This is a genomic window from Flavobacterium sp. I-STPP5a (genome assembly GCF_009764685.1).
Classification (GTDB): domain Bacteria; phylum Bacteroidota; class Bacteroidia; order Flavobacteriales; family Flavobacteriaceae; genus Flavobacterium.
In genome coordinates this window covers 32,395-50,254 of sequence record NZ_VHLM01000050.1, presented here as the reverse complement: position 1 = coordinate 50,254, position 17,860 = coordinate 32,395, and the positions used below count along the sequence as shown (strand labels likewise).

Genomic DNA, 17,860 nt, shown 5'->3' with positions numbered 1-17,860 from the left:
TCACTGCTATCCCTCACGCGATTCTGCTTGTTGTAGCCTTTTGCTAATTTGTAAAAGTACTCCAAAATTAAAAATAGTACAACTCAGCATCCATTTTCAACAGTTGAGTAAGGTTCTGTTTTTAAATCTTTTTTTCTGAGATACTTTTGGTTTATCAAATTATCACAACATTATGAAAACCACACTCACATTTTTATTTTTAGTACTTAGCTCGTTTCTTTTCGCACAAAAAACAATATCAGGTAAAGTAGTAGATGAGAAAGGAAAGCCTGTTGCAGGGGCTAATATTTTTATTGAGGGAACCTATGACGGCGCCACAAGTTCTGATTCTGGTAGTTTTAGTTTTACAACCACAGCTACGGGAAATCAAACCTTAGTAGTTAGCTTTTTGATTTATGAAACTTCAAGAACTGCAATTGATGTGGCTACTTTTACAGATATAATCATTAAACTCCGTTCAAGTGTTACAGCGCTTGATGCCGTTGTAATTACTGCAGGTACATTTGAAGCGGGCGATAAATCTAGAGTTTCGGTTTTAAAACCTCTAGATATTGTTACCACAGCAGGATCAGCAGGGAATATCATTGCGGCTTTGCAAACCTTGCCAGGAACACAAACGGTAGGCGAGGACGGAAGATTGTTTGTTCGTGGTGGCGAGGCTAATGAAACCCAAACTTTTGTAGATGGTATTCGGGTAGCGCAACCGTATGGTGCAAGTACTAACAATTTACCTACTCGTGGCCGATTTTCACCGTTTTTATTTAACGGAATCGCTTTTTCTACCGGTGGCTATTCTGCAGAATATGGCGAAGCATTATCCAGCGTGTTGTTACTCAATACTCAGGATAATCCGGATCAAAACAAAACCGAAATTAGCCTGATGACCGTAGGTTTAGGAATTGGGAATACCCAAAAATGGAAAAAGAGTTCCTTGAGTGTGAATGCTAATTATTTGAATCTTGCTCCTTATCAAGCTGCGATTCCTCAAAACGTAGATTGGAACAGTCCTTTTCAATCCCTTTCTGGAGAAACGGTGTATCGCTATAATTTTAATAATGGTATTTTAAAAGTATACGCTGCATTTGATGCTTCAAAATTTGATATCAATCAAGAAAATATCAATGCTCCAGAGAAAATAAGAGTAGATTTAAACAACGACAATTTCTATTTTAATACGTCTTACAAAGGAGTTTTTGGGAGCAACTGGCAAATCACCTCTGGATTGAGTTATGGTTACAGCAATAATGCCATAAAGTTAGATTTAGATAAAGTGACCAATGAAGAAAATGCAGCTCATTTAAAAGTGAAGTTGAAAAAAAGTTTCTCAGATCGATTAAAACTGTCTTTTGGAGCTGATTATTTTGTTACGCAATTCCATGAGGATTTCAGCCAAAGTTCAGGTATGATTTTTAACAGTGGATATGATTCAAAAATAGCGGCAGTCTACTCTGAGGCTGATATTTTCTTCTCTAAAAAATGGGCGGCAAAAGTGGGAATACGCGCAGCAAATAACAGTGTTCTAAGTGAAAATGCTATTTCGCCAAGAGTTTCTTTTGCTTACAAAATGGCTAAAAACAGTCAGTTTTCATTTGCTTATGGCGATTTTACTCAAACTCCTAACGCTGATTATCTAAAGTATATGGCAAGTACTCCTTTAGAAAGCGAAAAAGCATCACATTATCTTTTAAACTTTCAGTATGCTAAAAACGGAAAAACCTTTAGAGCCGAAACCTATTACAAGAACTATCGTGATTTAGTAAAATTTGATACTGATGTAGCTGCATTTAATTCAAATTATGATAATTCTGGTTCGGGATACGCTACAGGTTTAGACTTGTTTTGGCGCGACAACAATTCAATCAAAAATCTTGAGTATTGGATTTCCTATTCCTACATAGATACCGAAAGAGATTATAGAAACTTCAAGGCCGCAGTCACACCAAGTTTTGTTGCTGATCACAGCTTGTCTATCGTTACAAAATACTTTATTACAAACTGGAAATCGCAAATAGGATTTACGAATTCCTACAGTTCAGGTCGCCCGTACAACAATCCCAATGAAACAAAATTCATGAACGGTAAAACGAAAGATTTTAACAATTTAAGCTTTAATTGGGCGTACTTATTGGCTCCGCAGAAAATTTTATATTTCTCTGTCTCAAATATTTTAGGAACTCAAAATGTATTTGGCTACGAATACGCTAAAAATCCAAACAGCGCTGGAATTTACAACCGTAGAGAAATTATTCCTACCGCAGATCGTTTTTTCTTCGTCGGATTCTTTTGGACCATCAGCAACGATAAAAAAGACAATCAATTAAGGAATCTTTAAATTAGTCATAATGTCTTAAAGTCAAAGGTTAAAAGTCCTTATAGATACATACGTTTGTTACTTTAAGACTTTCGACTTTAAGACTTTCAACTCAAATTAAAGTTGTAGGATGCTGCCTGGTGTCATAAAGCCGTAAAATGTCAATAGTTGTGTCTGTTTCTCTGTAGTAAACAGAATTTTGTTTAGTGATCACACATTTTCTAATTTGGAGTCTTTTATTGATAAACGGGAATTGTGCAGGGTTTTCTTGGATTAAAGTGATGCAATAATCCAAATGGTCAATAAAGTTTAAACAAACTGATTTGTTCCATTTTGCATCAAGATATTCTAATAGGTCAGCAAGGTCTTTGTCAGCAAATGAAGACCACCTGATTGCTTTATTCATATCTTGTTTTGTATTTATCCAGAACAGTTTGATGATTAAGACCAGAATTTGAATCCATTTCTTCTATCGCGTCTTGTAGTCCTTGTTGCTGAGCTATTGACATTGCTTCCCATTCATTACCATTATTCTCCGAATTAATAAAATTTAATAGTAACCCGTACACTTTCTCTAGTTTGGTTTGCTCCAAATTATCGATTTCACGGAATAATTTTAATTTTAATTCGGCAGTGCTCATCTTCAAGTCTTTTTATCAAAATTACAAATAAATATCTATTCAAAACACAACTCATCCATTAAATTCTACAGTTCGGTAGGAATCAATTTTTAAGCTGTTAAAAGCAATCTACTTTTGAAGTGTAATTAAAATAAAGCGTTTCAAACATCATATCAAATAATCTTAAAATCAAAAAATCATGAAAACAACAATGAACCAAAATTCAATTAAAACAACTAAAGTTATGAGTAAAATTATTGTTACCATCGTATTGTTTATCAGTTCTTATATTTCGGCTCAAGGCCAATTTGAACAAGGTATGGGCAAAGCACTTCAATTATGGGGTGAAGGAAAAAGTACCGAAGCATCCGCCTTATTTGAAAGAATTGCTGCTGCCGAAAAATCAAGCTGGTTGCCTAATTATTATGTGGCACTGGTAAATACAAATGCTGCTTTTGGCACAAAGGATAAAGAGCAAGTAAGTTTATTGATTGATAAAGCTCAAAAAGCCCTTGATGTTGAAATGGATAAAAACCCTAATAACGCAGAGTTGCTTGTGGTTCAAGCCATGATTCATACCGCCTGGATTGCATTTGACCCCATGACAAACGGACAAAAATTAGCCGGACCCGTAATGGAATTGTATGGAAAAGCAAAGGCAATTGCTCCTGAAAACCCAAGAGTTGTGTTTTGCAAAGCCGAATTTGAAATAGGCGGAGCGAAATTCTGGGGAACCGATACTAAACCAATGTGTGCGCAAATTGAAAAAGCTATTGGACTTTTTGCTACTTTTAAACCTGAAACAGTTTTTTCACCTTCATGGGGATTAGAAAGAGCACAAATGGCTCAAAAAAATTGTAAATAAAATTAAAACCATTGACGTTGCTGTGACTAGCAAGAAACTAAAGAATTTATAAAATGAACTTATTTCTTCAACAATTACAAAAAGCATTCAAACTAACCTTAGTAATTTTTGTCTCAATGCAATTATTTACGGTAGTTATGGGCGGCACAATAGGATTTAACCAGCGATTACTAACTCACTTTTTGTTCACTGCTTTGTATACGCTCACATTATATGGTACCAATGCACTTTTTTTTATAAAATTGGACGCTTTATTTGTGGAACGTTTTTCTAAAAAGAGATTGTTTGTTGGTTTCGCGGGCTCGGTTGTCCTGTCTTTAATCGTAATTTTTTTATTGCACTTGTTTGAAGAAGTAGTTTATGATAACAAAAGTTTGCAAGAGTTTTTGGAAAATGAAAAACCAGAGAGCTACATTGTATCTAGTATCATAACTTTTTTTGTTACGCTAACAATTCATGCCATCTATTTTTACAAAGCGTACAATGAGAATAAAGTTAAAGAACAAAAAATTATTGCTGGTACAGCCAATGCCAAATTCGAAAGTTTAAAAAACCAAATTGACCCGCATTTTTTGTTCAATAGTTTGAATGTTTTGAGTTCACTCATAGAGGAAAATCCTGAAAATGCACAGCGTTTTACAACCTCTTTATCTAAAATTTATCGATATGTTTTAGAACAAAAGGACAAAGAACTTGTTAGTGTTGCCGAGGAATTGGCTTTTGCCAAAACCTATATGAATTTATTGAAAATGCGATTTGAAAACAGCATCACCTTTCAATTACCAACTGATTTTGATAATTTAGAAGCTAGGGTAGTGCCATTATCTTTACAGTTGTTACTAGAAAATACCATCAAGCACAATGTAGTAAGTGAAAATAAACCCTTGCAAATTACCATTTACATTCAGGATAATTACCTGGTAGTTCAAAATAATTTACAAAAAAAAGAAGTATTACAAGACCGTCAAGGAGTAGGATTGCAAAACATTGTAAGCCGATATGCCTTGCTATCAAAGAGAAAAGTTTTAGTAGAACAAACGGAAACAGAATTTAAGGTGCTGATTCCTATTTTAACCAAACAAATAGCCGCTATGGAAACAAATACAATTAGCAACGAAAATTTAGCTTACGCAAGAGCTAAAGAAAGAGTAGAAAGATTAAAAGGATTTTACGGAAATTTAATTTCGTACTGTATTGTAATCCCAATTTTAATCATCGTTAACCTGAGTTCGCCACATCCTTTTCAATGGTTTTGGTTCCCGCTTCTGGGCTGGGGAATGGGGCTTACCTTTCATGCACTGGAAACCTTTGGTTACGGCAAAAATTGGGAAGAACAAAAAATTCAACAGATTTTAAATAAAAACAAAACAAACAAATGGAACTAAATAAACCAAACAATAGCGAATTTGAACAATATCAAATTGCTAAAAAGCAAGTAGAGGAGTTAAAAGGGTTTTATTCGCACCTTGCTTCATTTGTACTTGTAAATGGAATTCTTATGCTAATAAATTTTAGATATTCTCCAAACCATATATTTTTCTTTTGGACCTTTGGAAGTTGGGGTATTGGACTTTTATTTCACGCTATTAGAGTTTTTAATTGGCTTCCATTTTTTGGACAGAACTGGGAAGAGAGAAAAATGAAACAGTACATACAAGAAGAGAAAAACAAAACTAACACCTACGAGTAATCATGACAACAACCGATCAATTAGCATACGATAATGCACTAAAAAGAGTTCGAAAAATCAAGGGGTTTTATACGCACCTTATAGTTTACATTGTGATCAACATTATGATTATAGTGTTAAATATACAAAACCTTAAACCTGGTCAAAGTTATTTTCAATGGAATAATTTTGCTACCGCTTTATTTTGGGGAATTGGTTTAGCCGCACATGGATTATCGGTTTTTTTACCGCCAGTATTTTTAGGACGCGATTGGGAAGAACGCAAAATCAAAGAGCTGATGGAGAAACAAAAAAACTCGAATTGGGAATAACTAAATTCTTATTTTTACTCAGCAATAAAAGCCAAACAATCATTTATAAAGCAAGCATAAAAATACATGACAACATTAATTATAGAAGACGAAAAACCAGCAGCACGACTTTTACAACGTAAAGTAGAAAAGTTAGGCATACAAGTGCAAACGATGCTTCACTCTGTAGAAGAAGCGGTCGAATGGTTTTCTGCAAACGAACATCCGGATTTGATTTTTTTGGACATTCAATTGTCCGACGGTTTGTCGTTTGAAATTTTCGAAAAAGTTGAAATTAAAAGTGCTGTAATTTTTACAACAGCTTATGATGAATATGCATTAAGGGCTTTTAAATTAAATAGTATTGACTACCTCTTGAAGCCTATTGATGAGGATGATTTAGAAGTGGCTGTTGCCAAATTTAAATCGCTTTTACCTAAGCAAGAATTACCGATTCAAAACCTCGCTATTGATTTTGAACAAATCAAAAAGATGCTAGCCACTCCTTTTGAAAAAAATTATAAAAAACGTTTTACCGTAAAAATAGGGCAGCATCTCAAAGTAATTTCAATAGATGAAATTGAATGTTTTTTTAGCGAAAACAAAGGCACATACATTCACACGTATGATAACAGAAATTATTTAATAGATGTTACTTTAGAAAATTTAGAACAGGAATTAGACCCAAAAGATTTTTTTAGAATTAGCAGAAAGTTTATAATTCCCATGAAAGCAATTAAGGAAATTGTCCTTTATAGCAACTCTAGATTGAAGGTTGTTTTACCCACTTACAAAGAGGATGAGGTAGTTGTAAGTCGTGAAAAAGTAACTGATTTTAAGACTTGGATAGGATAGTTTTTTTGTAGTCCAAAAAAAGTGTTTCTAGCACTGTTTTTAAAAAGAATTCAAATCAATAATGTTTTAAAAACGGTACTATAAACACTTGTCCCTGTAATCAAAAACTAGTCAAGTAAAGATTTAATTTCTTTTTCTGTCTTGCCTAATTTTTGTTGTAATTTACCCCACATCACATCTTCTTTACCTTCTTCATACAATAAATCATCTTCAGTAAGATCGGCAAATTTTTGTTTCAGTTTTCCTTTTAACTCATTCCAAGTACCCTTAATTTCATTTGAATTTGGCATAATATCTAATTTTTAAATTACTATTTGTTATTCACAAATTTGGTAAAATTTAGCTGTTTGAATGTTATACAATTCTTTAAATGTATTGCATAATTCCAATAGCTAATAGTATTTAATACTTGTTGTCAAAATTCCTTGATTTGGAATAAGGTGTTAAATTATAACTATAAATGTTTTGTTTTAAAGTTATGGTAATGTGGTTTTTAGTTAATGGGTATAGATATTGTCTATGATGGGTTTATGTCTTAAAAACAAGTTTTCTAATACCTATTAAGACTAAAATAAAAGTAGTGTAAAAGATAAAGAAAGGTATGATGTACTCAATGCAGTCAAGCGCAAGTAAAGTAGCAATAATTAACAATTGAAAACCTAATCCGTAAATAGAAAGCAAGGTCATAAACCAGTTTGGAAATGTTTTTACTTTGTATGCATCAGGATCAAGTGCATGAATAATTTTATCAAACACACCGTAAACGATTGTGTAAATAGTAAATAAAATGTCAACTGATTTTTGTGTTTCTCCTGGTAAAGCTCGTGGAGATTTATTTTCAAATATTTTGCTAGTAGTATCTCCTCCTACAGATTTTGTTCGTAAAATAACATAGTAATAATTGTATAAAGTACCTTGTAATTGAATACCAATAAACGCTAAAATTGTAGGAAGTAAAGTAGTTTTAGAGACATAGCAAATAGTCATTAAAAACAAAAAATTCAATATAATATCAAACACACTGTCAAGATATCTACCCGTGTAAGAAGGTGTTTTTTTTAATCTGGCAAGCTCACCATCGGCAGCATCAATTCCTGATTTTAAGAGTAAAAAAAAGGCTGCCCAAAAGTAATGTCCTTGCAAAATACTGTAAATGGCAAGTAATCCAGAAATGCCAAAAAGGAGTGTAACATGAATGGGAGTGAAGCGTGTATCTTTTAATTGGTTGGCAAGAAATTTTCCAAAAAATCTCCCGTAATCTGATAAATCTAAAAATTTATCTTGAGCTGCAAGTTTAGACATTTTAATAATTAGTAAGCAAAAATAGATGTGACAATATAGTCAAGAACGGATTTTAAAGTTGTTTTTTTCTTTGCGAATAAGACTCTAAAACCAAATAAAATTGAACCCCGAAAAGTAGGGTTGCTATAACGATATGGATAGTTTGTGTGCCAAAAGGAAAATCAAAATAATACATTGCAATACCCGAAATAATTTCAAAAGCAAGCAGGAACATGACCCATTTTAATTTACTTGCATTTAAATTTAGTTTGCTATTGATATAAAATAAATAAGTATTAATAGCAAGCACAAGTATCGAAAAAGATCTGTGAATGTAAAATTCTACAGTTGGGTTTTGAAGCCACATGAACTCTGGCGCTCCTGTTTTAGAAACAATGTCAACATGTTCTCTTACATCTGTACCCAATACAATCTGTACGATTGTCAGTGCTAATGAAACAAGTAAAATAGTATTGAATTTTGTGTTGAAGACCACTGGTTTGTTATTTGTTTTTACGCTGTAAATAACCACAAGTTGTATAGCTAGGATTAACAAAGCAGCGAGCATGTGTGTGGTAATTTTATACGGACTCAGTACAGAATCTACAACTGTTTTCCCTAGCCAAGCCTGAAATGCCATAAGAACACACACAAAAAAGGACATGTAAATAAGATTTTTTTGTTGTTTTCTATATCCAAAAGAAAGTATGAGTGTTAGAACACATGCAATTCCGGCTAGGGCACCAAAGAGCCTATTGATGTATTCTACCCAAGTGTGAATAGGATTAAAAATGGCATAATCGTGTTTTTGATAAGGTATCCAATTAGGTGTTTCAAAATTTTCTTTAGCAACAAAATCCTCTTTAGCAACTAATAATGATTCTTCTTTTATAATTACTTGGCCTTTATTGTACTCTTTATTCGGTGTAAACAAAAGCTCTTTTTGGTCTGTTGGTGGAATGTAATACCCAAAACATTTAGGCCAGTCTGGGCAGCCCATTCCAGAGCCAGTCAATCGAACAAAGGCACCTGCAAAGATGACTAGATAAACTAAAACGAGAGCTATTTTTGCGGATTTTAGAAAGTATTTTTGCACAGGAATTCTATTTTGTTGTAAAATTATCTCATTTCTATGGAGTAGGTCACTAGACAATAGTTAAACTTTGACTAAACCTAATTTAGATGCTTTTTTTAGCATAAAATCAAAAGCTGCATCATATTCGTTTGGGATTTCACCCTCAAGAATTGCCTCTTTTATTGCTTCTTTTATGAGGCCAATTTCCCTAGAGGGTTTTATGTTAAAATGCTCCATAATTTCCTCACCAGATATCGGCGGTTGAAAATTACGTACTTGATCACGTTCCTCAACTTCCACAATTTTTTTTCGAACTATTTCAAAGTTTTTGTGGTACTTTTTAAATTTGTTTGGGTTTTTTGTTGTGATATCCGCTTCGCACAGTGTCATTAAGTTTTCTACGTCTTCACCAGCATCAAACACCAAACGGCGCACCGCACTATCAGTTACAGTATCTTGGGAAAGAACAATAGGTCTAGAACTCATCATGACCATTTTTTGAACAAATTTCATTTTATGGTTTAATGGCATGTGCAAACGCTCAAATATTTTTTTAGCCATTTTCCCACCTAGAAATTCGTGCCCGTGAAATGTCCAACCTTGTTTTTTATTAAAACGTTTTGTTGGAGCTTTTCCTATATCGTGCAACAATGCAGACCAGCGGAGCCAAACGTCATCCGTATTTGGACAAATATTGTCAACCACTTCCAGCGTGTGGTAGAAATTATTTTTGTGGGTGTGACCTTCTATTTCTTCAACTTGGTTCAAAGCCGTTAACTCGGGAAGAATAATATCCAAAAGTCGTGTTTTGAACAAATGTAAAAATCCGATTGAAGGTTGATCTGTTGAAAGTATTTTATTCAATTCATCCACGATGCGCTCTCCAGAAATAATTTTGATTCGCTCTGCGTTCTTTGTAATGGATTGAAACGAATTTTCTTCTATATCAAAGCCCAATTGGTTCGCAAAACGGATGCCTCGCAACATCCGCAACGGATCATCAGAAAAAGTAACATCAGGATCCAAGGGGGTTTTTAAAACCTTATTTTTTAAATCTTCAAGACCGTTAAAGGGGTCTAGTAATTCTCCAAAATTATCTTTATTCAAAGCTAAAGCAAGTGCATTGATTGTGAAATCGCGTCGGTTTTGATCATCTTGCAGTGTACCGTTTTCAACAATAGGATTACGACTATCAGATTGATAGGATTCTTTTCGAGCACCTACAAATTCAATTTCTGTATCCTCAAAGCGCAACATTGCTGTTCCGTATGTCTTGAAAACCTGAACTTTTGGTTTGTTAGGAAGCAATTGAGATACTTTTAAAGCCAACTCAATTCCGCTTCCTACCGCAACAATGTCGATGTCTTTTTTGAAATCTCTACCTAAAAGTAGATCTCGCACAAAACCTCCAATTACGTAGCTGTCTACGTTGAGTTCTTGTGAAGCTTGAGAGATGACTTCGAAAATTTTATTATTTAAGGCTTCTTTATATGAAGTTTTAATGCTCATTTTAAAAATGTTTAAAGTCTAAAGTCTAAAGTTGGTAAACTGAAAACTAGAAACTGAATACTGCAAACTATTTTCGAATCACTTTCACCTGAGAATCATTCGTCAATTTTATAATTGTCGAAGGTTTACCGGCGATTTTTTCGCGATGCAAATTTACAACATAGTCTACACCTTTTATAATTTCTGGACTAATATCTTTAAAAGCAATAGGAGTAGGTTGTCCCGAAATATTTGCTGATGTTGATACCAGTGGCTTTTTCATCTTTTCCATTAACTTAAAGCAAAATGGCTCTTTTACAATTCGTATTCCTAATGAGTTGTCTACTGAAACTAAATTTGGCGCTACATTTCTTGGTTTGTCCAATATTATAGTCGTAGGTTTCTCAGATAAATCAATAAGTTGCCAGGCTACTTCAGGGATGTCCTTAAAAACATTATACATCATTTTTTCTCCGTTCATCAAAACAATCATGCTTTGTGTTTCGGCTCTTTGTTTGAGTTTGTATATTTTGGCGACAGCTTCTGGATTCGTGGCGTCACAGCCTATGCCCCAAACGGTGTCTGTAGGGTAAAGGATAATACCGCCCTCTTTAATGATTTCGAAAGCATTGTGTATTTCGGTGTTAATATCGCTCATAAACTAATTTTAAAATTTTGCAAAGATATAACTTTACGATTAAATTATTAAAGTGCTTTGTTTTCTTGAATTGTTAGTTTTTTTTACTAAAAAAATTATCTTTGTTGTCAGCTAAATAATCTATGTGAAAGGGTTCTTTTTTCACAACTGAAATGATTATAAATCAATTTTAAAATGATAGGAATTACAGGAGCTTCTGGTGTTTTAGGGAAAATTATTTGTAATAAGTTAGAAAAAGATAACATTGAATTTTCTACATTTAATACTGATATTAGAGACGATAATGCAGTTATAGATTGGGTTAAAAATAACAAATTAACATACATTATTCATTTGGCGTCAAAAGTTGCAGTTTCTGATGTTGAGAATAATATTCATGAAGCATATGACGTAAATATTTCAGGTACGATTAATTTAATTAAAGCAATAAAAATTCACAACCAACCTATAGGTTTTTTCTATGCTAGTACTAGTCATGTTTATGAAAGTTCCTCTAAAATATTGAATGAAAGTGATACTGTTAATCCTATAAATTCCTATGGATTAACAAAATGGATGTCGGAAATGCTGCTCAATGATTTTAAGAAAAAATATTCAAATATTAATTTGTGTATCGGACGCATATTTAGTTTTTATCATAAATCACAACTTCCCCCTTTTTTATATCCAAACTTAATGAAGCGTTTTGAAGAGGAAGATTTATCAAAGCCATTCAAATTATTTGGAGCCAATTCAACGAGAGATTTCTTAAATGCCGAAGAAGCTTGCGATATCATTATCAAATTAGTTCTTGGTAACTATGAAGGAACAATTAATATCGCCTCTGGTAAATCGATAAAAATTATTGATTTTGCACAAAAAATGGCACCTCAAAAAATAAATTTTGATTTTGATGATACTGAAACTGTTAATCATTTAAATGCCGATATTTCATTATTAAATTCTATTATAAAAAATGACTAACAAACAAGTTTCAATAGTAATACCAACATTTAATAGAGCTGATTATTTAATTGAATGTATAGATTCATGCTTAGCCCAAACACAGGCTTGTGAAATAATTGTGTGCGACCATGGTAGTACTGACAATACGCCTGAAGTGGTTAAAAAATATGGAGATAAAATAAAATACGTTAGAAGAGAAAAAGATTCGGGTGTACACTTTTGCTGGATGGATGGAATTTTGCATTGTTCCAATGATTTAATTCACATTAATTATGATGATGATTGGATAAAGCCTAATTTTATTGAAGATTGTGTTAAATTATTTGATGAAAAAGTAGGTTTTGTGTTTTCTAACGTAATGGTTTATTATGAAAATCAAAATGAATACAGCGAAAAATTGTTCAAATTAAATGATACATCTGGCGTTTTTCCAGTTAAGAATTTTTTAAAATTAAGTAAGAACAATATGGTTTCGCCAGGTGCTGTTATTTTTAGAAAAAAACTACTTCTGGATAATTTGTTCGTGGGGAAAATTCCTTTTACTCAAAATGAATACCACGGCGTTGGACCTGATATTTTATTTTCAATTATGAGTTGTATTGATTATCCGTTATATGGTTTTATTAATGAACCATTAGCAATTTTTAGAGCTCACGATAAGTCAATTACTATTGATGCCTTGTCGGATTCCTCAAAACAGAAAAAAATTAAAAACGCATACAATGATGCTAGAGTATATTTTTATTTGGCAAAACTAATTAAAAATTACAATATATTTTCATTGATAAAAAAAGTTAAAATTAAAAAATAGACATGATAAGACTAGCAGAAAATACTATAACTCAGGAAGAATTAGTAGCTTTAAGCCAATGGATTCCCGGTGCGGCACAATTAACCAAAGGACCATTAGTTGTTGAATTTGAAAAACAATTTGCGGCATACACTGGAACAAAACATTGTGTAATGGTAAATAGTGGTTCATCAGCTAATTTATTGATGGCTTATTCCTTACTAGAAGGTGATTATCTAAAAAATAAAAAGGTTGTAGTGCCAGCAATTAGTTGGATAACAACACTTTCTCCTTTCTTGCAGTTTGGGTTTGATGTTTTATTGTGTGATAGTGACAAGCAAAGTTTAGGTTTAGATGTTGTTAAACTTGAAGAATTATTCATTAATGAAAAACCAGCATTATTGATAGTTGTGCACGTACTTGCACATCTTAACGATATGAATGCCATTACCAAATTATGTCAAAAATATGACGTTTTATTAATTGAAGATGCCTGCGAAGCTCTAGGAACATCCTATACTGACGGAAGAAAAGCTGGAAATTTATCTCTAGCAGGTTCATTTTCGTTTTATTATGGCCATCATATTTCTACTATTGAGGGTGGTGCAGTTACCACGAATGATACCAAATTGTATAATTTGATGTTATCTATTCGTTCTCACGGTTGGTCAAGAGATGTTGATAGTAATTTTAAAAACGAATGGAAAGAAACCTTCAATATTGATGAAGTTAGGGAGTTTTATACTTTTTACTATCCAGGATTTAATTTGCGTTCTACAGATTTAAATGCCTTTTTAGGAATAAGTCAACTTACTAAAATGGAGGAAATTACAAAAGTAAGACAAGAAAATTTTAAATTGTATAAAAAGTATTTGGGTGACAAATACTGGAGTCAAGAAAGCCAATACAATCAGTTGTCAAGTTTTGCTTTCGGAACGATTGTAGAAAATAGAGTAGAGGTTTTTAACCATTTAAAAAATTAGAGCTGTAAAGATATTTTCTTATATTTCGGAAAACAAAAAAGGTTATGGAATCATTCAAAGGAGAAAGTATTATCGATTTTTTTGACACATTCCAAACAGACTTAGACTGTTTGGAATATTTGGCTTCAATAAAATGGAAAGGCGCTTTTAAGTGTTCAAAATGCAATCACAATAAGTTTACCATTCGTAAGTTAAACTATGCCCGAGATTGTAATTTATGTCATCATGTAGAAAGTCCTACTGCCAATACAATTTTTCACAAGGTAAAATTTGGAATCCGAAAAGCTTTTGGAATTGTTTTTGAAATGAGTGCCACCACAAAAAGTTTATCTTCTTCTCAGATGGCAAAACGTTATTCTATTAGTCGTCCAACAGCATGGCTGTTTATGCACAAAGTCCGTTCAGCAATGAAAAGCAGTGAGCTGAACCCAGTTGTTGGCACCGTTTATGTTGATGAATTTGTTTATGGCGGTAAGGAAGATCTGAAACAAGGAAGAAGCAACGATAGTAAAAAAAAGAAGATTGTGGCAGCGGTTGAAATTGATGATGAAGGAGGCATAAAAAGAGCATATTTCAAAAGAATTGACGATTACTCTTCTGATGAACTTGGTAAAATTTTTCATAGTCATATATCAACCCAAGCAAAGGTAAAAACCGATAAATGGACTGGGTATAAACCATTGAAAATGGAATATGATATTGAACAAATTAAAAGTAATACTTCTGATTTTTTCCAGATAAATACAATAATACATCAAGTAAAATCATGGTTAAGAAGTACATATTCTTGGATGCATGAACAAAATATTGAAAAGTATTTAGACGAGTATAGCTATCGATTAAACAGGTCAATACACAAGCAAACCATATTTGACAATCTAATCACAAGAATGATTAACCAAAAGCACATTGGTTTACAAACAATTAAAACAAGTAAATAACTTTACATCTCTATAAAAAATAATGGTATTGAAGTTAGACCTTTAATTTGTGGCTCAATGGGTAAACAACCATTTTGGATAAAACGATTTGGTTACACACCACTTGAAGTGGCTGATATTGTTCACGATTATGGACTTTATCTCCCTAATCATTTATATATCAACGAAGAAAAAATTAAATTTGTAACAGAAAAATTTATGGAAGTTGCAATTCCTAAGTTTTTCTAAAAAGGAAAGCATAATAGAAGGCGCATCAATTACGGGGCAAGACGATGCTTATTTAGCTGAATTATTATTGTTAAAAGGTATATAGTACACGGAGTAAAAAAGAAGAAGTTCCTTGTTTAATACACAAAGAATTGACCATGTTTATCAAGATTCATGTTTATGAAGATTCATGTATACATAATCAGCATTTTGAATTTTATTGAGTTATTTTATACGAGTCTACAAACTTGACACGTATAATCAAACCACCGCAACCTGATAAAATTTATAATTTAGGCGTGGCGCTATGAGTCCTGTAAAAGTATGTTTTGTTGTGCCAGAATATAGTAAAAATACCCATGGAGTAGGGATACTGGGAATTCTAGATGTTGTAAGATTAGATTACAGTAAATTACAGAGAACCCTATGATATGTATATGTGTAATGTTGTTCTTTTTGGTCATGAAAGTCTGTTAAGATGAGCGAAAGATGTAAATAGAAAAGTAACAAGAGATGTTGCTCAAATGGCATTAGTTATGTATGAAATAATTTGTTTTTTATTATAGAAGCTTAGAGCGATGGCGGCAAACTCAAGCTTATGTTGAGGCAATTTGGTTGATCTTACAACAAGTTAAACCAGAAGATTTTGTAATCTCGTAAAGAGATTGCAGGTTTTCAAGGAAAAATAGTTTTTGATATTGCAAAACCTGATGGTACCTCCAAGGGAATTAACGGATGTTACTAATTAACCAATGTAGGATTGAAATATAGTATTTCTCTCAAAGATGGTATTCAAACAGTTTATGAGAATAAATTTTTAAAGTAAATTAATGACAAAAAAATTATCAATTATTACAATAAATTATAATGACAAACTTGGTTTGCAAAAAACTATAAATAGTGTCATTAACCAGTCATGGCAGGATTTTGAGTATCTAGTTATAGATGGCGGGAGTAATGATGGAAGCGCAGCATTAATTCAAGATAATAAACGCATTGATTATTCAATTTCTGAGAAAGATTCAGGAGTTTATGACGCAATGAATAAAGGAATTAAAGTTGCAAAAGGCGAGTATTTATTGTTTTTAAATAGTGGTGACTTTCTAGTAAATGAAACGGTACTGTCTCAAGTTTTTAATAAATTAGACGGTAAAGCAAGTATTTACTATGGTAATTTATTTTATAGCAACAAAGGGAAAAGAACGCTATTATGGACGCCTCCTGCTGAGCTGTCATTTTCTTACTTCCTTAATAATTCACTACCACATCCTGCAAGTTTTATTAAAAAAGATTTATTTTTTAAATATTTTTTATACAATGAATCACTAAAAATTATATCTGATTGGGAGTTTTTTATTTATTGTATTTGCAAAATGAATGAAAAGTATCAGCATTTAGACATAGTAATTTCAGATTTTGATGATAGCGGATTATCAAGTAGAAAAGAAAATTTACAGAAAATTACTGTGGAAAAACAAGAAGTTTTAAAAAATATTTTTCCTTTGTTTTATCAAGACACTAAAATGATTCAAGAATTCCAGTCAAAAAGAGTTAAACATTTTATGTATTTAAAATCTAACAAATTAAAATGGAAATTGTTAAAGGGATTTATGAATCTGTTGTTAATTTCTGAATCTAAAAAACAAATTGGGACTGTAAATAATTATACTAAGATTTAAAGTCATCCATCACCTTTGTGTAATAGTCTAATGAGTTTTGAATTGTTTTATCTAGGCTAAATTTCTCAATGATTGTATTTCTTGCCTGTAATCCAATTGTTTGTGATTCCTCTTCATTTTCAAATAAATAACTAATATAAGATACGTACTCTTCAATATTATTTGCAATATAGCCATTTTCTCTATTTTCAATAATTTCTTGAAATGATTCTATATTAGAAGTAACAACCGGTTTGGAAAGTGACATTGTTTCGCATAAAGCTAAGCCAAAAGTTTCACCTTTAGAAGGACAAATAACCACAGCAGCTTTAGATATGATTTCAATTGCTTCCTTGGTGTTTTTTATCCCATAAAAAAAGACCTTTTCTTCAATATTTTGGTTTTTTATTATTTTGACTAGTTCGTTTGTGTATTTTCCTTCTTTGCCTAAAAAATGTAAGGTGGCATCGGGTTCAGTTTTTATTAAAGCTACAAAAGCTTGTATGGCTATATCAGCTCCTTTTTCAATTGATATATTACCAAAGAAAAATATTGATTTTTGAATTATCTTAGATTGTTTGTTTACTATAAATTTATCAGTATCAATCCCGTTATAAATAAGTTCAAATTTATTTATACCAAATAATTCAGTATTTGCCTTGATAGAGAATTCTGAAATAGCTATTATATTTTTTGCCTTTTTGAATGCTTCTTTCTCACATTGAACCCTTCCGATGTCAAACTTATATCCAAAATAGGTACCTAAAATAGAATAGGATCCATGACAACGTACTACGTATGGAGTACTATTATCTAAATACAAAGAAAGTCCTTCAAAATCATGAGTTTCAATAATATCAATCGATAAATTATTTTGTTTAATATAATTGTACAGCTTATTTGCAATTGCTTTTTTTTCTAATCGATGAATTTTGAAATGTAATTTCTGTAAGCATTTAATCTTACCTGAAATTGATCGCATTAGGTTGTAAAAGTTGCTTTTTTTAAATAAATTTTTTTCAAATTTTACATGAACACCTTCGTCTTTGAATTCTATATTTGTTTTGGCAATACCAAATACGTAGACAGAATGACCTTTTTTCACTAATTCTTTCGAGAACATTGTATAAAATGATCCAGTACCCCCACAACCAGGTAGAAGATCATGTTTGTATTCCCTTGTTAAGATAAGAATATTCATTT

General features: G+C 32.1%; 20 protein-coding genes. 12 read left to right on the top strand and 8 right to left on the bottom strand.

Going from position 1 to position 17,860, the window contains the following annotated elements; translation table 11 throughout:
- Positions 1 to 172: 172 nt before the first annotated feature.
- Positions 173 to 2,332, top strand: a complete 2,160-nt coding sequence (locus FJV36_RS09600; RefSeq protein WP_158728799.1) for a TonB-dependent receptor — start codon at positions 173 to 175, stop codon at positions 2,330 to 2,332.
- 91 nt (positions 2,333 to 2,423) lie between these two features.
- Here the strand turns inward: FJV36_RS09600 and FJV36_RS09595 are convergent, their stop codons facing one another.
- Complete coding sequence (locus FJV36_RS09595) at positions 2,424 to 2,717, bottom strand: type II toxin-antitoxin system RelE/ParE family toxin (RefSeq protein WP_158728798.1); 294 nt, start codon at positions 2,715 to 2,717, stop codon at positions 2,424 to 2,426.
- Positions 2,710 to 2,952, bottom strand: a complete 243-nt coding sequence (locus tag FJV36_RS09590) for a hypothetical protein (RefSeq protein ID WP_158728797.1) — start codon at positions 2,950 to 2,952, stop codon at positions 2,710 to 2,712. The genes FJV36_RS09595 and FJV36_RS09590 overlap by 8 nt, the downstream gene beginning before the upstream one ends.
- A 223-nt stretch (positions 2,953 to 3,175) precedes the next feature.
- Here FJV36_RS09590 and FJV36_RS09585 point away from each other — a divergent pair, with 223 nt between their 5' ends.
- From FJV36_RS09585 to FJV36_RS09565, 5 genes are all read left to right on the top strand, one after another.
- On the top strand, positions 3,176 to 3,796 hold the full coding sequence (locus FJV36_RS09585) for a hypothetical protein (RefSeq protein WP_158728813.1): 621 nt from the start codon (positions 3,176 to 3,178) through the stop codon (positions 3,794 to 3,796).
- Positions 3,797 to 3,849: 53 nt separating this feature from the next.
- Positions 3,850 to 5,181: a 2TM domain-containing protein gene (locus tag FJV36_RS09580; protein ID WP_158728796.1), complete on the top strand. Its 1,332-nt coding sequence runs from the start codon at positions 3,850 to 3,852 to the stop codon at positions 5,179 to 5,181.
- Positions 5,172 to 5,486 carry a 2TM domain-containing protein gene (locus tag FJV36_RS09575; RefSeq protein WP_158728795.1) on the top strand — a complete coding sequence of 105 codons (315 nt, stop codon included), beginning with the start codon at positions 5,172 to 5,174 and terminating at the stop codon, positions 5,484 to 5,486. The genes FJV36_RS09580 and FJV36_RS09575 overlap by 10 nt, the downstream gene beginning before the upstream one ends.
- A gap of 2 nt (positions 5,487 to 5,488) precedes the next feature.
- Positions 5,489 to 5,797 carry a 2TM domain-containing protein gene (locus FJV36_RS09570; protein ID WP_158728794.1) on the top strand — a complete coding sequence of 103 codons (309 nt, stop codon included), beginning with the start codon at positions 5,489 to 5,491 and terminating at the stop codon, positions 5,795 to 5,797.
- 66 nt (positions 5,798 to 5,863) lie between these two features.
- Positions 5,864 to 6,631 carry a LytTR family DNA-binding domain-containing protein gene (locus FJV36_RS09565; RefSeq protein WP_158728793.1) on the top strand — a complete coding sequence of 256 codons (768 nt, stop codon included), beginning with the start codon at positions 5,864 to 5,866 and terminating at the stop codon, positions 6,629 to 6,631.
- A gap of 107 nt (positions 6,632 to 6,738) precedes the next feature.
- On the opposite strand, the gene FJV36_RS09560 is transcribed toward FJV36_RS09565, so the two are convergent.
- The 5 genes from FJV36_RS09560 to FJV36_RS09540 all read right to left on the bottom strand — a co-directional run bounded on the left by FJV36_RS09560 (position 6,739) and on the right by FJV36_RS09540 (position 11,133).
- A complete protein-coding gene (locus FJV36_RS09560) occupies positions 6,739 to 6,921 on the bottom strand; it encodes a CsbD family protein (RefSeq protein WP_086453503.1) in 183 nt (60 codons plus the stop codon).
- Positions 6,922 to 7,159: 238 nt separating this feature from the next.
- Positions 7,160 to 7,933, bottom strand: a complete 774-nt coding sequence (locus FJV36_RS09555; RefSeq protein ID WP_158728792.1) for a CDP-alcohol phosphatidyltransferase family protein — start codon at positions 7,931 to 7,933, stop codon at positions 7,160 to 7,162.
- A 52-nt stretch (positions 7,934 to 7,985) separates the two neighbouring features.
- Complete coding sequence (locus FJV36_RS09550) at positions 7,986 to 9,008, bottom strand: heme A synthase (RefSeq protein ID WP_158728791.1); 1,023 nt, start codon at positions 9,006 to 9,008, stop codon at positions 7,986 to 7,988.
- 60 nt (positions 9,009 to 9,068) lie between these two features.
- Positions 9,069 to 10,496: a CCA tRNA nucleotidyltransferase gene (locus FJV36_RS09545; protein WP_158728790.1), complete on the bottom strand. Its 1,428-nt coding sequence runs from the start codon at positions 10,494 to 10,496 to the stop codon at positions 9,069 to 9,071.
- A 67-nt stretch (positions 10,497 to 10,563) separates the two neighbouring features.
- The gene (locus FJV36_RS09540) at positions 10,564 to 11,133 is read right to left on the bottom strand and encodes an L-threonylcarbamoyladenylate synthase (protein ID WP_158728789.1); all 570 of its coding nucleotides are present in this window, start codon (positions 11,131 to 11,133) and stop codon (positions 10,564 to 10,566) included.
- A 174-nt stretch (positions 11,134 to 11,307) separates the two neighbouring features.
- On the opposite strand from FJV36_RS09540, the gene FJV36_RS09535 reads away from it, so the two are divergent.
- The 6 genes from FJV36_RS09535 (at position 11,308) to FJV36_RS09510 (ending at position 16,678) form a co-directional block, all read left to right on the top strand.
- The gene (locus tag FJV36_RS09535; protein ID WP_158728788.1) at positions 11,308 to 12,096 is read left to right on the top strand and encodes an NAD(P)-dependent oxidoreductase; all 789 of its coding nucleotides are present in this window, start codon (positions 11,308 to 11,310) and stop codon (positions 12,094 to 12,096) included.
- Positions 12,089 to 12,889, top strand: coding sequence for a glycosyltransferase family 2 protein (locus FJV36_RS09530; protein WP_158728787.1), 801 nt, complete (start codon positions 12,089 to 12,091; stop codon positions 12,887 to 12,889). Before FJV36_RS09535 ends, FJV36_RS09530 begins: the two co-directional genes overlap by 8 nt.
- A gap of 2 nt (positions 12,890 to 12,891) precedes the next feature.
- On the top strand, positions 12,892 to 13,851 hold the full coding sequence (locus FJV36_RS09525; protein ID WP_158728786.1) for a DegT/DnrJ/EryC1/StrS aminotransferase family protein: 960 nt from the start codon (positions 12,892 to 12,894) through the stop codon (positions 13,849 to 13,851).
- 44 nt (positions 13,852 to 13,895) lie between these two features.
- Positions 13,896 to 14,792 (top strand): IS1595 family transposase, encoded by an 897-nt coding sequence (locus tag FJV36_RS09520; RefSeq protein WP_158728160.1) that lies wholly within the window; start codon positions 13,896 to 13,898, stop codon positions 14,790 to 14,792.
- 57 nt (positions 14,793 to 14,849) lie between these two features.
- Positions 14,850 to 15,020 (top strand): hypothetical protein, encoded by a 171-nt coding sequence (locus tag FJV36_RS09515; RefSeq protein WP_158729514.1) that lies wholly within the window; start codon positions 14,850 to 14,852, stop codon positions 15,018 to 15,020.
- Between the two features lie 809 nt (positions 15,021 to 15,829).
- Entirely contained in the window at positions 15,830 to 16,678 is an 849-nt protein-coding gene (locus FJV36_RS09510; RefSeq protein WP_158981049.1) for a glycosyltransferase family 2 protein, read from the top strand.
- On the opposite strand, the gene FJV36_RS09505 is transcribed toward FJV36_RS09510, so the two are convergent.
- Complete coding sequence (locus FJV36_RS09505) at positions 16,668 to 17,858, bottom strand: glycosyltransferase family 4 protein (RefSeq protein ID WP_158729512.1); 1,191 nt, start codon at positions 17,856 to 17,858, stop codon at positions 16,668 to 16,670. The genes FJV36_RS09510 and FJV36_RS09505 overlap by 11 nt on opposite strands.
- Positions 17,859 to 17,860: the final 2 nt, after the last annotated feature.

Coding starts and splice junctions, on each gene's coding strand:
- FJV36_RS09600 (WP_158728799.1), top strand. CDS start 173: ATGAAAACCACACTCACATTTTTATTTTTAGTACTTAGCTCGTTTCTT.
- FJV36_RS09595 (WP_158728798.1), bottom strand. CDS start 2,717: ATGAATAAAGCAATCAGGTGGTCTTCATTTGCTGACAAAGACCTTGCT.
- FJV36_RS09590 (WP_158728797.1), bottom strand. CDS start 2,952: ATGAGCACTGCCGAATTAAAATTAAAATTATTCCGTGAAATCGATAAT.
- FJV36_RS09585 (WP_158728813.1), top strand. CDS start 3,176: ATGAGTAAAATTATTGTTACCATCGTATTGTTTATCAGTTCTTATATT.
- FJV36_RS09580 (WP_158728796.1), top strand. CDS start 3,850: ATGAACTTATTTCTTCAACAATTACAAAAAGCATTCAAACTAACCTTA.
- FJV36_RS09575 (WP_158728795.1), top strand. CDS start 5,172: ATGGAACTAAATAAACCAAACAATAGCGAATTTGAACAATATCAAATT.
- FJV36_RS09570 (WP_158728794.1), top strand. CDS start 5,489: ATGACAACAACCGATCAATTAGCATACGATAATGCACTAAAAAGAGTT.
- FJV36_RS09565 (WP_158728793.1), top strand. CDS start 5,864: ATGACAACATTAATTATAGAAGACGAAAAACCAGCAGCACGACTTTTA.
- FJV36_RS09560 (WP_086453503.1), bottom strand. CDS start 6,921: ATGCCAAATTCAAATGAAATTAAGGGTACTTGGAATGAGTTAAAAGGA.
- FJV36_RS09555 (WP_158728792.1), bottom strand. CDS start 7,933: ATGTCTAAACTTGCAGCTCAAGATAAATTTTTAGATTTATCAGATTAC.
- FJV36_RS09545 (WP_158728790.1), bottom strand. CDS start 10,496: ATGAGCATTAAAACTTCATATAAAGAAGCCTTAAATAATAAAATTTTC.
- FJV36_RS09540 (WP_158728789.1), bottom strand. CDS start 11,133: ATGAGCGATATTAACACCGAAATACACAATGCTTTCGAAATCATTAAA.
- FJV36_RS09535 (WP_158728788.1), top strand. CDS start 11,308: ATGATAGGAATTACAGGAGCTTCTGGTGTTTTAGGGAAAATTATTTGT.
- FJV36_RS09530 (WP_158728787.1), top strand. CDS start 12,089: ATGACTAACAAACAAGTTTCAATAGTAATACCAACATTTAATAGAGCT.
- FJV36_RS09525 (WP_158728786.1), top strand. CDS start 12,892: ATGATAAGACTAGCAGAAAATACTATAACTCAGGAAGAATTAGTAGCT.
- FJV36_RS09520 (WP_158728160.1), top strand. CDS start 13,896: ATGGAATCATTCAAAGGAGAAAGTATTATCGATTTTTTTGACACATTC.
- FJV36_RS09515 (WP_158729514.1), top strand. CDS start 14,850: ATGGGTAAACAACCATTTTGGATAAAACGATTTGGTTACACACCACTT.
- FJV36_RS09510 (WP_158981049.1), top strand. CDS start 15,830: ATGACAAAAAAATTATCAATTATTACAATAAATTATAATGACAAACTT.
- FJV36_RS09505 (WP_158729512.1), bottom strand. CDS start 17,858: ATGAATATTCTTATCTTAACAAGGGAATACAAACATGATCTTCTACCT.